Source organism: Christensenella hongkongensis, assembly GCF_000981035.1.
Lineage (GTDB): Bacteria > Bacillota > Clostridia > Christensenellales > Christensenellaceae > Christensenella > Christensenella hongkongensis.
Genome location: NZ_LAYJ01000013.1, coordinates 17,810 through 33,936 on the forward strand (window position 1 = coordinate 17,810; position 16,127 = coordinate 33,936).

At 49.2% G+C, this 16,127-nt stretch carries 13 protein-coding genes; 8 read left to right on the top strand and 5 right to left on the bottom strand.

Annotated elements, in window-relative coordinates:
* The first annotated feature begins 9 nt into the window (after positions 1 to 9).
* From CHK_RS00260 to uvrA, 3 genes are all read left to right on the top strand, one after another.
* Positions 10 to 1,296: a class II aldolase/adducin family protein gene (locus tag CHK_RS00260; protein WP_046441849.1), complete on the top strand. Its 1,287-nt coding sequence runs from the start codon at positions 10 to 12 to the stop codon at positions 1,294 to 1,296.
* A gap of 604 nt (positions 1,297 to 1,900) precedes the next feature.
* A complete protein-coding gene (uvrB, locus tag CHK_RS00265) occupies positions 1,901 to 3,856 on the top strand; it encodes an excinuclease ABC subunit UvrB (RefSeq protein ID WP_046441851.1) in 1,956 nt (651 codons plus the stop codon).
* Between the two features lie 69 nt (positions 3,857 to 3,925).
* The gene (gene uvrA, locus CHK_RS00270; RefSeq protein ID WP_046441853.1) at positions 3,926 to 6,784 is read left to right on the top strand and encodes an excinuclease ABC subunit UvrA; all 2,859 of its coding nucleotides are present in this window, start codon (positions 3,926 to 3,928) and stop codon (positions 6,782 to 6,784) included.
* 352 nt (positions 6,785 to 7,136) lie between these two features.
* On the opposite strand, the gene CHK_RS00280 is transcribed toward uvrA, so the two are convergent.
* Genes CHK_RS00280 through CHK_RS00290 form a run of 3 tightly spaced genes read right to left on the bottom strand, consistent with a single transcriptional unit; the run spans position 7,137 to position 9,462 of the window.
* Positions 7,137 to 7,853, bottom strand: a complete 717-nt coding sequence (locus CHK_RS00280) for an ABC transporter permease (protein WP_046441856.1) — start codon at positions 7,851 to 7,853, stop codon at positions 7,137 to 7,139.
* Entirely contained in the window at positions 7,850 to 8,665 is an 816-nt protein-coding gene (locus CHK_RS00285; protein WP_046441858.1) for an ABC transporter ATP-binding protein, read from the bottom strand. Before CHK_RS00285 ends, CHK_RS00280 begins: the two co-directional genes overlap by 4 nt.
* Positions 8,662 to 9,462 carry a MerR family transcriptional regulator gene (locus CHK_RS00290; protein ID WP_046441860.1) on the bottom strand — a complete coding sequence of 267 codons (801 nt, stop codon included), beginning with the start codon at positions 9,460 to 9,462 and terminating at the stop codon, positions 8,662 to 8,664. The genes CHK_RS00285 and CHK_RS00290 overlap by 4 nt, the downstream gene beginning before the upstream one ends.
* Positions 9,463 to 9,877: 415 nt before the next feature.
* Here CHK_RS00290 and CHK_RS00295 point away from each other — a divergent pair, with 415 nt between their 5' ends.
* On the top strand, positions 9,878 to 11,686 hold the full coding sequence (locus tag CHK_RS00295) for a putative bifunctional diguanylate cyclase/phosphodiesterase (protein WP_046441862.1): 1,809 nt from the start codon (positions 9,878 to 9,880) through the stop codon (positions 11,684 to 11,686).
* A gap of 31 nt (positions 11,687 to 11,717) precedes the next feature.
* Here the strand turns inward: CHK_RS00295 and CHK_RS00300 are convergent, their stop codons facing one another.
* Entirely contained in the window at positions 11,718 to 12,011 is a 294-nt protein-coding gene (locus tag CHK_RS00300) for a type II toxin-antitoxin system HicB family antitoxin (protein ID WP_052740058.1), read from the bottom strand.
* Entirely contained in the window at positions 12,011 to 12,211 is a 201-nt protein-coding gene (locus tag CHK_RS00305; RefSeq protein WP_046441864.1) for a type II toxin-antitoxin system HicA family toxin, read from the bottom strand. The genes CHK_RS00300 and CHK_RS00305 overlap by 1 nt, the downstream gene beginning before the upstream one ends.
* Positions 12,212 to 12,531: 320 nt before the next feature.
* Between CHK_RS00305 and CHK_RS00310 the strand changes: the two genes are divergently transcribed.
* From CHK_RS00310 to CHK_RS00325, 4 genes are all read left to right on the top strand, one after another.
* A complete protein-coding gene (locus tag CHK_RS00310; protein ID WP_131925099.1) occupies positions 12,532 to 13,098 on the top strand; it encodes a biotin transporter BioY in 567 nt (188 codons plus the stop codon).
* 9 nt (positions 13,099 to 13,107) lie between these two features.
* On the top strand, positions 13,108 to 14,064 hold the full coding sequence (gene bioB / locus CHK_RS00315; RefSeq protein ID WP_046441865.1) for a biotin synthase BioB: 957 nt from the start codon (positions 13,108 to 13,110) through the stop codon (positions 14,062 to 14,064).
* A 138-nt stretch (positions 14,065 to 14,202) separates the two neighbouring features.
* Positions 14,203 to 14,397, top strand: a complete 195-nt coding sequence (locus tag CHK_RS00320) for a hypothetical protein (RefSeq protein ID WP_046441867.1) — start codon at positions 14,203 to 14,205, stop codon at positions 14,395 to 14,397.
* A gap of 394 nt (positions 14,398 to 14,791) precedes the next feature.
* Positions 14,792 to 15,823, top strand: coding sequence for a LacI family DNA-binding transcriptional regulator (locus CHK_RS00325; protein WP_046441878.1), 1,032 nt, complete (start codon positions 14,792 to 14,794; stop codon positions 15,821 to 15,823).
* The last annotated feature ends 304 nt before the right edge of the window (positions 15,824 to 16,127 follow it).

A 16,127-nucleotide genomic window follows, 5' to 3' on the forward strand; every position in this document is an offset into this window, starting at 1 on the left:
AAAGGACATATGAATTTTCATGTATTGCACCCGGCAGACCAGCTCTGTATGATGATGGAGCGCATCTATGCCTTTGGAATGACGACGACGTCAGGCGGGAACCTTTCGATCATGGATTCGGACGGCGATATCTGGATTACGCCCGCGTCGATTGACAAGGGAACGCTTACGCCCGACGATATTATGCAGGTAAAACCGGACGGAACGGTAATCGGCATCCATACGCCTTCCGTAGAGCTTCCGTTCCATAAGCAGATTTATGAAAAAAGGCCGGATATCAAGGCGGTGCTGCACGCGCACCCGCCGGCACTGGTCGCCTATTCGTCACTGAACAGGAAGCCGCTCACAGAAATGATTGCGAGCGTAAATTATGTATGCAACAACGTAAAGACGGCAGATTATGCGCTGCCGGGCTCAAAGGCGCTCAGTGAAAAGATCACAAGGGAATTTGAGGCGGGTACGGATATCGTTATCATGGAAAGCCATGGCGTTGTTTTGGGTGCGGGGAATATGTTCGACGCGTTCATGAAGTTCGAGACGCTCGACTACTGTGCGCGCATCGAGATCAATGCAGCCCCGCTCGGCAGGCCGCGCGTGCTGACTGCGGAAGAGCTCGATATGTATTACAGGCGTTCCTTCCCTCAGCTCGAGGAATATCATCCGGGCGAATACAGCTCGGAGGAACGGTATTACCGCAGTGCGATGTGCACGTATATCAAACGCGCCTATAACCAGCAGCTTTTTACCTCCACACAGGGGACGTTTTCGCGCAGGCTGTCGGACGGCTCGTTTATCATTACGCCATATAATAAGGACAGGATGTACCTGGAACCTGAGGACATGGTCAATATCAGGAACGGACGCAAAGAACAGGGGAAAAATCCTTCGCGCGCAGTGAAGATGCACCAGGCGATTTACGAACAGCATCCTGATATCAATGCCATTGCGATTGCGCATCCGCCGAACATCATGGCCTTTGCCGTTACAGGTACGGAATTTGACGCGCGCCTTATCCCTGAGAGCTATATCATGCTCAAACAGGTACAGAGATTGCCGTATGGGGCGAACCTCAACGACCACGGGCAGGTCGTAAGTACGATTTCGATGAAAAATCCGGTGGCGGTCATCGAGAATGATTGCGTGGTGATTGCCGGATCCGGCCTGCTCAACGTGTTTGACAGGCTGGAGGTACTGGAATATTCCGCAAAATCGGTGCTTGCCGCAAAGCAGCTTGGCGAGCCGCATACCATCAGCGCAGACGAGGTAAAGGAGATTGAAGTGGCGTTTAAGCTGTAATGTTCAAACAAGCAGGAAAGAATAACAGGCTGAAAAATTCCGGGATTTATTCCGGAATTTTTTGATGTTAAAAGGATACGCCTGCTTAGGGCAAAACGGTTGGAATCTGTATATGCCTGCCGCCGGTATTATTGTAAATATGGGGAAAACGAGAGACGGGCGCATGGAGGCTCAGAAAGTAAGGGACAGGGAGTGTGATCAAAAAAGCACCCGTATATAAGTCATCCGTCCAATCGAAAACATCCGAAAACGCGGCCTGAGCGTACGGTTTTTTTCATCTGCAACGCGGTGCATTATCCCCAAAAAACCACTTTATATAAGGCGTCCGGACGCGCGCGTTATGCGCGCTTTTTTTCTGTATGGAAATCAGGATAATTTAACCAAATTTGTGTTGATATATGGTATAATATAAGTTACTGGTTTTTTGTCAGGCGTGGCCGGAACGACGAAGGGTTTGTGCCTGCCTGAACGGATACCCGGCTTTTATGGCAATTTGTCAAAAGGTTGGTTACGGGCTTTTGGTATAAATTGCATATGCAAGCGTTTTATCAAACGTTTTGATAACCTGCATTCAGTTAAATAGCTGTAGAATAAGTGAGGTATTATGAATCGATTTGAATTACATTCCAAATATGCACCCGCGGGCGATCAGCCAAAAGCAATCGACGAGCTGGTGCGCGGCGTAGAGGAAAACAAGCGCGCGCAGGTATTGCTCGGTGTTACGGGAAGCGGAAAGACGTTTACCATGGCAAACGTCATCGCACGCACGCAGCGCCCGGCGCTGATACTGGCGCACAACAAAACGCTTGCGGCGCAGCTGTGCAGCGAGTTCAAGGAGTTTTTCCCCAATAATGCGGTTGAGTTTTTCGTCAGTTATTATGACTATTACCAGCCGGAGGCGTATATCCCGGGGCGGGATTTATACATCGAAAAAGATTCAAGCGTCAACGACGAAATCGATAAGATGCGCCACTCGGCGACGTCGTCGCTTTTGGAGCGAAAGGACGTCATTGTGGTGGCGAGCGTTTCGTGTATCTATTCCATTGGCGCGCCGGAAGATTACGGTAAGCTGGCGGTGGCGCTGCGCGAAGGCATGGAGTTTTCGCGAGAAGCGCTTCTTGATAAGCTTGTGTCCATCAACTTTAACAGGAACGATACGGATATGTCCCGCGGAACCTTCCGCGTGCGCGGCGAGATTGTGGAAATTTTCCCGGCGGCGCAAAGCGAAAAAGCTATCCGCGTCGAGTTTTTTGGAGATACGATCGAGCAGATTTCCGAGGTTGAGGCGCTCACGGGCAGAAAGCTGAGCAGGGAAAAATATGTGATTATCTTCCCCGCCTCGCACTATGCGATGGATCACGACAAAGTACTCGCGCATATCCCAAACATCAAAAAAGACCTGCTTACGCAGATAGAGATGTTTAAAAACGAAGGGAAGCTGCTCGAAGCAGAGCGTATCCAGCAGCGTACGATGTATGATATTGAGATGCTCAAGGAACTGGGATACTGCTCCGGCATTGAAAACTATTCGCGGTATTTTGACGGAAGGTCGCCGGGCGATCCGCCGTATACGCTGATGGATTATTTCCCGGACGATTACCTGCTTTTTGTGGATGAATCCCATGTGACTCTCTCACAGGTGCGGGCAATGTATAACGGAGACCGTGCGCGCAAGCAGATGCTGGTGGATTATGGCTTTCGCCTGCCTTCGGCTTTTGATAACCGTCCATTGCAGTTTGCGGAATTCAACGCCCGCGTGAATCAGGCAGTGTACGTTTCCGCAACGCCTGCGGAATATGAACGCGGCCTTGCAGACGGAGAGGTGGTAGAACAGATCGTCCGGCCGACAGGACTTTTGGATCCGGCAATCGAAATCAGGAAAACAGAAGGGCAGCTTGACGACCTGCTGGGAGAGATTGGCGATATCGCTGCGAGGAAGAAGCGCGTGCTCGTTACCACGCTCACCAAGCGCCTTGCGGAACGCCTGACTGAATATTATACGGAAATGGGTATTCGCGTGAAGTATATGCACTCGGATATCGAAACGCTGGAGCGCATCGAGATCATTCGCGGGTTACGGCTCGGGGAGTTCGACGTTTTGGTAGGGATTAACCTTCTGCGCGAGGGGCTTGACATCCCGGAGGTAGAGCTTGTGGCGATACTCGATGCGGATAAGGAAGGGTTCCTGCGGAACGAAACGTCGCTCATCCAGACGATCGGGCGCGCCGCGCGTAATGCGGAAGGGCGCGTGATTTTGTATGCCGACAAGATGACGAAATCGATCAATGCCGCTGTTTCAGAGACAGAACGCCGCCGCGCGTTGCAGCAGAAATACAACGAGGAGCACGGCATCACGCCGACGTCGATTTCAAAAGATGTGAGCGAAGCGCTTGCGATCTCGCAGAAGGCGGAGGAAGAAATTGTGAACCTGCCCAAGGGCGAGCTTAATATGCGTATCGACCTGCTGACGCAGCAAATGAAGCAGGCAGCCGCGGAACTGGAATTCGAGGTTGCGGCCAAACTGCGCGATATGATAGAGGAATTGAAAAAGCAGAAGTAAAAATTTTGCGTGAGCCGCCGTAAGGGCAGGCTATAGCAAGATTGAATTGATAGAAAACACGGAGGAAAAATGGATTATTTACACATCAAGGGCGCGAGGGAGCATAACCTGAAAAATATTGACATCAAGCTTCCGCGCGATAAGTTTATTGTGGTGACGGGGCTTTCCGGAAGTGGAAAGTCGTCGCTTGCGTTCGATACGATTTATGCGGAAGGCCAGCGGCGCTATGTGGAATCGCTTTCCGCATATGCGCGGCAATTTTTGGGACAGATGGAAAAACCGGACGTAGACCTCATCGAAGGACTCTCGCCTGCAATTTCGATCGACCAGAAAACAACGGCGAGGAACCCGCGTTCCACGGTTGGCACAGTGACGGAGATACACGATTACCTGAGGCTTTTGTATGCCCGCGCGGGCGAGGTATACTGCACGAAGTGCGGCAAAAAGATTTCGCGGCAGACGGTGGACCAGATGGTAGACCGCGTGATGAAAAGCCCGGAGGGCACGAAGCTGATGATTCTTGCGCCGGTGATCCGCGCCAAGAAGGGCGAGCATAAAAAGGTGCTCGAGAACCTTGCGAAGGACGGCTATGTGCGCGCAGTGGTGGACGGGGAAACCCATGAACTGGACGAAGAGTTTAATCTTGAAAAACAAAAGAAACACTCGATTTCAGCGGTGATCGACAGGATTATCGTAAAGCCGGAAAGTACGCAGCGCGCAACCGATTCTATCGAGACGGCGCTGCGGATGGCTGGCGGGCTTGTGATCATCAAAAATATGGATACGGGCGAAGAAACCCTGATGAATGAGAATTTTGCGTGTGCGGACTGTGGCGTGAGCATCGAGGAGCTTTCCCCAAGAATGTTTTCTTTTAACAGTCCATTTGGCGCGTGCCCGGAATGTACGGGGCTCGGGATGCTGATGAAGATCGATCCGGATCTGATCGTACCGGATAAAACAAAGACGCTGCGCGAGGGAGCCGTCAAAGCGTCCGGCTGGAATTTTGGAACGGTGGGCACGATCGCGAAAAATTACCTTGACGCAATGATGAAACGTTATCATTTCGATATGGATACGCCCTACGAGGACTTGCCTGATGAGGTGAAGCACGCGCTGCTTTACGGCACGAACGGGGAAAAGCTTCGTGTAGAATACGACGGGATGGGCGGATCAGGCTATTACAGCGCGGCGTTTGAGGGAATCATACCCAATTTGGAGCGGCGCTATCAGGAGACCACGTCCGAATACATGAAAAGCGAGATAGAAGGGTATATGGTGGAAACCCCATGCCCGGTGTGCGGGGGAAAACGCTATAAACCGGAGACGCTTGCGGTAAAAATCGGCGGGAAAAATATTGCGGAGCTTTCTGACCTTTCGGTGCGAGCGGCACGGGAGTTCCTCAATACGGTAGAGCTTGATTATAAACAGAAAATGATTGCGGAACAGATATTAAAGGAGCTGAATGCAAGGTTTGATTTCCTGATCAACGTAGGACTCGATTACCTCACCCTGTCGCGCGCGGCGGGAACGCTTTCCGGAGGGGAGGCGCAGCGCATTCGCCTTGCAACGCAAATCGGCAGCGGCCTTGTGGGTGTGCTGTATATTTTGGATGAGCCGAGCATTGGCCTGCACCAGAAGGACAACGACAAGCTTTTGAAAACGCTTAAAAACCTGCGCGACCTTGGAAATACGCTGATTGTCGTAGAACATGACGAAGAAACCATGCTGAATGCGGATTACGTGGTGGATATCGGCCCCGGTGCGGGCGAGCATGGCGGAAAGGTCGTCGCCGAGGGAACGCCAAAGCAGATCATGGCAAACAAAAAGAGCATCACGGGGCAGTACCTGTCCGGTAAAAAGCTGATCAGGATTCCGGCAAAGGTGAGGAAGCCAAAGCACTGGATCACCATCAAGGGTGCGAGGGAAAACAATCTCAAGGATATCGACATATCGTTTCCAACGGGCGTGATCACAGCGGTTACGGGCGTTTCAGGAAGCGGAAAGAGCACGGTTGTAAACCATATCCTCAAAAAAGCCTCGATGCAGCGGTTTTACCATTCCAAGGAGCGCCCGGGCAAGCATGATGTGATCGAAGGGCTCGAATATGTGGATAAGGTAGTGGATATCGACCAGTCGCCCATCGGCAGGACGCCGCGCTCCAATCCGGCGACATATACCGGTATATTTGACCTGATACGCGATATTTTTGCGATGACGCAGGACGCAAAGGCGCGCGGTTACCAGAAAGGCCGTTTTTCGTTCAATGTAAAGGGCGGACGCTGCGAGGCATGTAAGGGAGACGGCATCATCAAAATAGAGATGCACTTCCTGCCCGACGTATACGTTCCGTGCGAGGTATGCAAGGGCCAGCGGTATAATCGTGAAACGCTTGAGGTGCGTTACAAGGGAAAGAATATTTTTGAAGTCCTCGATATGACGGTGGAGGAGGCATATAAGTTTTTTGAAAACGTGCCGCGCATCGAGAGTAAATTAAAGGTACTGCTGGATGTTGGGCTTTCTTATGTGAAACTGGGGCAGCCGTCCACCACGCTTTCAGGCGGGGAAGCGCAGCGCGTGAAGCTGGCAACCCACCTTGCGAAAAAGCAGACGGGAAATACGTTGTTTATTCTGGACGAGCCAACCACAGGCTTGCACATGGACGACGTCAAAAAATTGGTGAAGGTATTAAACCGTCTGGCTGATAAGGGAAACACCGTGATTGTCATCGAGCACAATCTCGACGTGATCAAGAGCGCGGATTATATTGTGGATATGGGGCCGGACGGTGGCGACAAGGGCGGCACTGTGATCGCCAAAGGAACGCCGAAAGAGGTTTCGGAAAATAAAAAAAGCTACACGGGAGAATATTTGAAACGCATTTTTGACAATGCCACCCCGGAGCATTACCTGCAGCCCAAAAAGAAATAATTTCGCAGCGGGCGCAAGAAGTCCGGGAACGTATATGATATTGCATTATTTCACGTCAGGTCATTATCTTCGCCGGGCAGGCGCAGGACAGTTTACGACTCAGGGACGCGCGTACATTGTAACTATGGAAATAAAAACGCACTCTGCGTCCGCCTTTCCGAATATATGAAAAATCCATTCAAAGTGCAACGGCTCCCGAAGCCCTTCGCTGCAAACTGTCCTATGCCTGCCGGAAGCAGAGGGGTATTCCCGGGCAACGTACCACCGCAGCGCAAGGCGTATAAGCGCCGGTGTCTGTTTCAGGACACTGCCTGCCTTCGGATACATCGAACGATATCACATGGAAAAACGTTTATGCCGAACGCAGCCTTTTCAGCAAACAGGCGCACAACACGGCGCCGGCGGCAAGAATCAGCGCCAGCGGCATCAGGTTGCGGAGGGTAAAACCTCCGTCTGCCATTAGGAGGTACCCCCATGTCGCGGGGAACGCTTTCCCAAAAGCGTCAAAAAAGCCGGGCAGCATATTGATTGGAAACATAATTCCTGAGAGCAGGATCGAAGGCAGGAAGATTAGTTGGCAAACCATGGTAAGCTTTGCCTGGTTTGTCACCAACAGGCCAAGAACGCTCCCAATACATAATGATACCGCTATGAAAATTGCAAGGGAAGCGAAATACAGCGGGGGATTGGCCGGGGGTTCTGCGCCAAAAGCAGCCGGCGCAGCAAAATATATGATTGTGCTCATAATCATGAGGTGGATAAACGCCGACAGGAACAGCGTAACCACACCAAAATATACCGGCACGCCATTTGCTTGATATACTTTTTTAATATCACTGCCGTAAAGCTCCGCAAGGGAAGGGGGCAGGCCGATAAGCGCACCCATCGATACGCCCATTACGGTCATGGATTGTATGAGCGTGTCTTTGGACAGCGGATTTATGGAGGTGAAGATACCGCCCATAAAGGCAAAAAAGAGCAGCGGGACAACATAGCATGTGATCAACAGGGCTTTACTCCTGATATCAAGCTTCCATTGCAGTGCGGTTCCGTATAAAAATGCGTTCAAGATTCCTTCCCCCTTGCAATATCGATAAAATATTCCTCGAGCGTCCCGCGGTCTATGCTGATGCCCAGCACGGCGATTCCCCTTTCCCTGAAATCCTGGAGCAGGGCAAGCAGCGTATTGGCGATGTCGTCTGTCTCATGGCTTTCGTTACCAAGCCCTGTTTCGATATGCAGGGTAAACCGCTTGCCAAATTGTTCTGACAATTCCGTAACAGTGCCCGTAAAGGCGATACCACCGCTACTGAGGATTGCAATGCGCTCACACAGGTTTTCGACCTCAGCCATATCGTGACTTGCCAAAACAATGGTTTTTCCCTGCGCCTTTAATTTGCGGAGCTGGTTATGAAGCGATGCCCTGCCCTCCACGTCCAGCCCGGCGGTTGGCTCGTCAAGGAACAGGATATCCGGATCGCCTGTCAACGCAAGCGCGAGATGCAGGCGGCGTTTTTGGCCTGTTGAGAGCTCATGATACCGTTTCTTTGCAAACGCGTCGATTCCAAGCGCGGTAAGTATAGGAGCGTTGGGCTCGGTATGATTCCATTTTGCAAACAACCGTACGGCTTCCATTGGCCTGATATATGCGGGAAGTGACGCTGATTGCAACTGGATGCCTATGCTGCCGTTCACCGTAATACTTCCGCCGTCATACCTGCGCAATCCTTCGATACATTCAAGCGCGGTGGTTTTCCCTGCACCGTTCACGCCAAGCAGTGCAAACATTTCACCCTTTAACACATCAAAGCTGATCTCTCTGAGGACAGTATGATCGCCATAACTCTTTTTCAGTCGGCGAACCTGTATCGCACAGCTCATTTGTCTCCTCCTTCAAACGGATTGACGCCCAGATTTGTGAAGTAGGCTTCCAGGGCGAGTTCGATGTAAGCGTTTGCGGCCGTTTGTTTTTGCTTCCATTCGTTATCCATACCATCGAAAGTCCCGATTTCCATGAGTCTGGACAGCATCTTCATATCCCCGCCGGTAAATTCTGTAACCATGTCCCAAAAGGCTCTGGCAAGGGACTGGCCTTTGCTGCTTGCGGGAGGAACGCCTTCCCGGGAAAGCCGTATTGCCTCGTCGAGCAGGCTGTTGAACGTATTTATCATTTTCAGTCCGCTGTCCTGGTCGAAACGGCTGCGGATATGGTCGAGGGTGTCGCTGTCAAAATGCTTGATCAACCAGTAAAATTCGTTTTTCATCCGCAGGTTCACGATAATATCCGCGTATTTTTTAAAATCTACGGATTGCATTTGCAAAACCTCGGTTTTCAGCGTTTCAATCGCGCGCAAAGATTCCGAAAGGCTTTCCATCTTTTCCCGTATGGCGGCGGCCTGTGTTGAAAGCGCAGCCGCAACATCGGCAGGGGAGTCGAGGTCGACCAACCGGTTTTTGATATCACCAAGCGAAAACCCCAGAGATTTCAGTGACAAAATTTGATGGAGCTTTACGAGGTCCTTATCCGTATAGAGCCTGCGTCCGCCTTCGCTTTCAGACGATGGCGAAAGCAATCCTTTTTTATCGTAATACTGAAGGGTACGGACGGTAACGCCCATTTTGTTTGCAGCCTGGCCCACCGTCATATAACCCTGTGGTATGGCTTTATATTGATCCATGCAAAAAACCTCCTGTTTCCATTATAATTCATGACGTTGCGTCATAAGCAAGTTTTTGATTATGATGTGAAACCGACAAAGGGCACAATAAAAAAGCCCATTGCGAAAAACTTTCCGTTCACATTGATTTCCATTGGCATAAGTGATACAATGAAAAGGCATGAAAAAATGGCTTTATTTAGCTAATATCTTGTGAAATCATTTGTAAAGATCGGAATGAATAATAAGGAATCGACAAAATCTATCCCCCCCCACTATTTTTCCCTTTATTAATGGATCATGTGACATTTTTGCTATCTGACGGATGAAAAACAGGTGCTTTTTACCATAACGTATGTAAAAATATGGAAAGGTCTGCTTTAATACAATACCCGACCTAAAAAGAAAGGATTTTGCCAAATCAAAATTTTCAGGCATGAAAAAAGTTAGGAAGATTGGACAATTTCAGATATATACGGTGATGTGGCTGGTTGCCATTCTGGTTCTTATTGCGCTGCTATGGCAGAACTTAGGCGGCGCGCGTATCATCAATTACAGCGGGATCGTGAGGGGCGCCACACAGAAGCTGGTAAAGGAAGAACTGCATGGTTATGAGGACGATGCTCTTATCAGTCGTCTTGACGGTATCATCTATGACCTGCAAACGGGAAACGGCGATTATGGTCTGTCAAGGGATGATGATGCCCAGTATCAGCAGATGCTTGCGGATTTAAGCATTATATGGACTGATATCAAGGATGAGATTACAGTGATGCGGTCCGGTGCGACGGGCAGCGGCGAGAAGCTGTATGATTTGAGCCAAAAGCATTTTGAACTTGCAGACGATCTTGTATTGAGGGCGGAGGAAAGCTCGGACGAAAAACTGAAAAACTCCATCATATGCTATTTTATTTGCCTTGCGTTATCCATCGTGTTTTTTGGAGTTCTGAATGTACATAACCGCAAAGCGCTGGAAAAGAGCATCTTTACGGATAAGCTGACCGGAATTTTCAACAGGGCGGGGTTTGAAGCTTCGGCTGCAAATTTGCTGCGGCAGCGCAACGCATCCGAATATACCGTCGTGGAATTTGATATCGAATATTTTAAAGATTTAAATAAGGTGTATGGATACACGCTTGGAGACCAGTTGCTGATTGCCATTTCCGCTGCGCTTTCAAAATGGGCGGGAAAAGACCAGCTTTGCGCGCGCATTGACGCGGACAACTTTGTGGTTCTGGCCAGAAGCTCGGACACCCTCATAGCTGAGCTTGAAACCGTTTTGAATGAGGCGCTCAGAACAATGGCGTTTCTCGAGGCATACGACGGACTTACCTTTGCCATCGGCGCATATGATATTACGCAAAATGACGAAATGGTTAAAACCATTATGGATAAGGCAAATACTGCGCATAAAACGGCAAAGACGCAGAAAGAGGGGGCAGTCCAGTGGTATGACCAGGCCCTTGTGGAAAAACTGGAACTTGAGGGAAAGCTTAAAGACAGGCTGCATCAGGCGCTTAGGGATGGGGAACTCAAAATGTATCTTCAGCCAAAGCTGGAGCTTGAGAACCTGAAGGTAATCGGGGCAGAGGCCCTGGTGCGCTGGGAGGTTCCCGGAGAGGGAATGATATATCCGGACACCTATATCCCGCTGTTTGAAAAATGCGGCATGATTGCGGATCTTGACTTCTATATGTTGAGAAAAGCCTGCGCCTACCTGCGCGCCCAACTCGACAAGGGGCTTGCGCATCTTGTGATTTCCGTCAATATTTCGAGGGTGACGCTGTACAGCAGAATGTTTTACGAAACCTTTCTGGATATTGTGAGGCAACATAAAATCCCGCATGACTGCATTGAAGTTGAAGTCACGGAAAGCGCTTTTAATGAAGTAGCAGATTCTGTAATCCAGATATTGTCCCAACTGAAGGAAGATGGATTCCTGATTTCGATGGACGACTTCGGAGCCGGATATTCCAGCCTGAGCCTTTTGGGCAAGCTGCCGATCCAGATCATCAAACTTGATCGTGAATTTTTAAATGAGATGGATCAAAACAGTAATGTGAAGGGCGTGATTGCCTGTGCGGTAGATCTGGCGCATGCGTTGGGAATCAAAATCACCTGTGAAGGCGTTGAAACATTGGAACAGGTTCGGTTTTTGAAGGGACTTGGCTGCGATTACGGTCAGGGTTACTATTTTTCCAAACCCATTCCTCAGGATCGATTTACAGAAGAATTTTGGTCTTGATTCGATAACAGCCGACTGTAATAACAGGCGGCTATTTTTTGATATGGCATTCTTTACAGTGGCAATATTTTTCCTGGTATTCGCCCGTATCAGCTTCCACCAGAATCACGTGTTCCGCACAGATTTCACTGCGGGGAGTCGGTGTGGGAAGAGGAACGCCTTCTTCCTCCATATCGTACAAAAACAACGAGAGCGCATCGTGTGCCATTTCCTGCGCGGCCTCGCGCGAATCACCGCAGGAAACACAGCTTTCAAAATCAGGAAAACAAACAGTATACATTCCGTCTTCTTCCGATATAATTGCAGGGTAACAATACTTTGCCATCAGGACACCTCCGTTTTTTCCAAACCTGCCTGCCGCAGGATAGCGGCAAGCGTACCCGCGGCAAGCTCTTCCGTTTTGTGGCGTGATACCGGAAAGGTACGCCCTGTGAGGGGACTGAAATATAAATCATGGTTTCCGCCCTCGCGTTTTAACAGGATATCGTTATGGGAGAGAAGCCTTCTAAGCTCGCTTACCTTCATGCTATAATCCTTTCCAAGGGTTCTGTTTGATTATAACTATACCAGTTTTACAGGGAATGTAAACATCAGGCCTTATTGTAAACTAATATAAAATATATAGTTTACAATAAGGCGGCGCTATGATATACTACAATAGATTTTTATTGCAGCCTGCCAAAAGGTTGCGCAGCAGGCATTTGCTGGAAACTGCTATACAGCCTGCCTTTACGGCGGCGCAGCCATGCAAAGCTCATAAGTTAATACGCTGTAGCCAGCAATCAACAGGCGGCGCTGTGGACGGCAAGCGGGCGCCTGCTCAAATGGGGGATAACAGGATGGAAATGGCAACTACAAAAAAAACGACGACAAGGGATATCATATTATGCGCTCTCTTCGCGGCGCTGATTGCAATCGGCGCATTTATCAGGATACCGATTCCCTATGTACCGATTACATTCCAGGCATTTTTCGTATTGCTCGCGGGGTTTCTCCTCGGACCGAAATATGGCACGATATCCATGCTGCTGTATCTTGCGATTGGCCTTTTGGGACTGCCGGTTTTTACGGAGGGCGGCGGCTTTATGTATGTGTTAAAGCCGACCTTTGGATATTTAATCGGATTTGCGCTCACCGCCTTTGTTGCCGGGCGGTGTACGCAAAGAATCAAAAAGCTCAGCGTAAAAAATCTGTTTTTGTCCGGAATGCTTGGTATGGTACCCGCATATATCATAGGGACGCTGTACTTTTACCTGATCATGAATTTTGTGTTGCAAACGCCCATGGCGCTGTGGGCGGTTTTATGGTCGTGCGTGATTATCTTTTTGCCGGCAGATATTTTACGTTGCCTGCTCGCCGCATGGCTTGCAAAACGGTTGCTGCCGGTTCTGCGTAAAAATGGCACGCTTTGAGGAGAAAACATGATTTCAGAAATGACAAAAAAAGTGATTGATGGATATGCGATCACAAAGCAGGAGGCTTGTTTGCTGAACAATGAGGGCGCCCGGGCGCTCGGCGAGGCGGCTGATGAGATCAGGAGATTTTTTTGTGGGGATGATTTTGATATCTGTACAATTATCAATGGAAAAAGCGGACGTTGTGGGGAAGATTGCAAATTCTGCGCGCAGTCCGCACATTACAGGACAGGAGCCGGGTTTTATGGGCTGCTGGATGAGGAAATTTTCCTGCGTGCTGCGGAAGGGTATCAAAAAGCAGGCGCGCGGCGATTTTCCATTGTGACGTCAGGCGCGCGGCTTACGGATAGCGAAGTAGAGAAGCTGTGCAATATCTATGCAAAGATTACCGCGCAATGTGGGATACAGGTATGCGCCTCCCACGGCCTGCTGACCGGGGAGCAGTTCCGTATGCTCCGGCAGGCGGGCGTGAGACGCTATCACAACAATCTGGAGACTTCGCGCGGCTATTTTCCGTACATCTGTTCGACGCATTCCTATGACCAAAAGCTTGCAGTGATCCATTTGGCGCAGCAGGCGGGGCTTTGTGTGTGCAGCGGGGGGATTTTCGGTATGGGCGAACGAATGGAAGACCGAATCGATATGGCATTTGAACTGAGAGGGCTTGGGATAAAGTCCGTTCCGCTCAATCTGCTGAACCCGGTCAAGGGAACGCCGCTTGAAGGGCAGCCGCTTATTTCAGAGGAAGAGGCGTTAAAGACGGCGGCAATCTTCCGCTTTGTATTGCCGGACGCGCAACTGCGGCTGGCGGGCGGCAGGATAAACCTGAAGGACCGCGGGAGGAAAATGATACGCTCCGGTGTAAATGCCGCTATCTCAGGGGATATGTTGACAACGGCAGGCGCCGCATTGACGGGCGATCTCGCAATGATTGGGGAATGCGGATTCACAACGGGGCCGTGAACGGTTAAAAACCCGGCTGTTTTGATTGCCTGGTAAAAAAAGATATTAAGAAAGTATAAAATTTTGCGTAAATAAGTTGTAATACGCTTCTGGCAATGTTATATTTAATATAACGATTAAAAAAGGTGGCGCAGTATTTTGAAATTTCATCTGAATCTTTATTTAATAGTGGGTATCTTCGCGATTGCGATGAACCTGATTGTAGGAAGTGTTATTTCTGTGCACGACGGTTTTATCCAGACTGCGCAATGCCTTTTGAGCGGAATCGGCATTTTTTTCTGTGTTATGGGCTTCTTCGAGCAGAAAGACAGGGCCTGCAGCAAGCATGAATAAAAGATAAATATCAGAGCGCAGAGTTATCTGTGCTTTTTTTGTCGAAAAATTCGAAAAAAATGATTGACATTTGAATTAAATTGTTTTAACCTAAAGTCAGGCAAACGATAAAGCCTGCTTTTTCGTTCGCTTTTTTTATTGCCCGCATTTCCCGATTTGCGCCCTGGAGGGGCGTTTTTTTGTGCTGTTTTTTGGAGAAACCTTATGACCAAAAAAGCAGACATTATTTTTCGGTTTTACAACGGCCTGTTTTTTTATCAAATTCGTAATAACGATTTATCTCAAATATGATTCGATTTAGAAAGTTATGCGTGCGGTGAAACCGGCATTGGAATATGACTGCAAAAGTACTAATACAATCAGGCAAAAGCCGGGGTATCGGCGGGGTGTTTCTGTGAAGAGCAAACAAAAGGAAAAAGGCAAAGCGACAATTAAAGACGTTGCGTTACGCGCGGGTGTTACTCCCGCTATCGTGTCGCGCGTGTTCAATAAAGATAAAACGCTCAATATAAAAAAAGAGACCAAAACGGCTGTATACCGCGCAATCAGGGAATTGAACTATACGCCTAACTCAGTCGCGAGAAATCTGAGGATGCACAAAAGTCATACAATCGGCGTATTGGTGGCAGACATCATGAATCCGTTTTTCACCGAAATTGTGAAAGGCGTGCAGCAGGCCGCGGATGAACAGGGTTACAATATTATTCTCTGCAATACAGACGACAATGCGGAAAAGGGGAAAAAATACATCAATGTCTTAAGCTCGCAGATGGTGGATGGAATGATCCTTGGAGCAGGATATGTAAGCGATGATGAAATCGCTTTACTGGAAAGCATGGGTACAAAATATGTGCTGATGAACCGGATTACAGACGACGCGGCCCCTTATGTGAGGGGAAACGATTTTGAAGGGATGCGCCTTGCTGCGAAGCACCTGATTGGATTGGGACATCAGAGGATCGCGCATCTGTCAGGGCCGCTGTATGCGGATACCGGACTCAAAAGATTGCAGGGATACCGCAAAGCACTGATGGATGCGGGAATCACTTACCGTCCGGAGTATGTTTTAGAGACGCAATATGATGAAAAGTCTGGCTATGAAACATGCAGGCAGTTACTTGGGCTGAAGGAACAGCCAACGGCGATCTGTGCGGGCAATGATATGGTGGCGATTGGCGCGATGCGCGCGGTGAAAGAGGCGGGCCTTGCCATACCCGGCGATATTTCGATCGTGGGATACAACGATATCTGGGTGGCGCCGCTGCTTTCGCCTCCGCTTACAACCGTAAGCTACGATTTGCTGAATATGGGAAAAGTTACATTCGGCCTGTTGCTGAGCCTGATGAGGGGCAACGAAGACACGCAGACAAAAATCATTTTAGAACCCAAACTGACCGTGAGGGAATCCACACAACAAATACAGTGAAAAAACTGCATACTATTTTCCTGAAAACCCGTCGGTATGCGATTGCGGGCGCAGGCAACCATGCTTCAAACTGTAAATTTTTTTTAATGATTTATTAAATTGTTTTAACGGGCGATATTTGATTTCTTTGCATGGCAGGGATGATCGAATGGAAATAAAAGGAAGAAACAAAGGGAGGAAAAAGAAATGACATTAGGGACAATGGCGGTAGACCATGAGCAGAGGATCGATTACGACAAGCTGAGGAAGGACCGCCTGGAGAAAACGCGGGAGCAGATGAAAAAGGACGGGCTTGGAGCGGTGC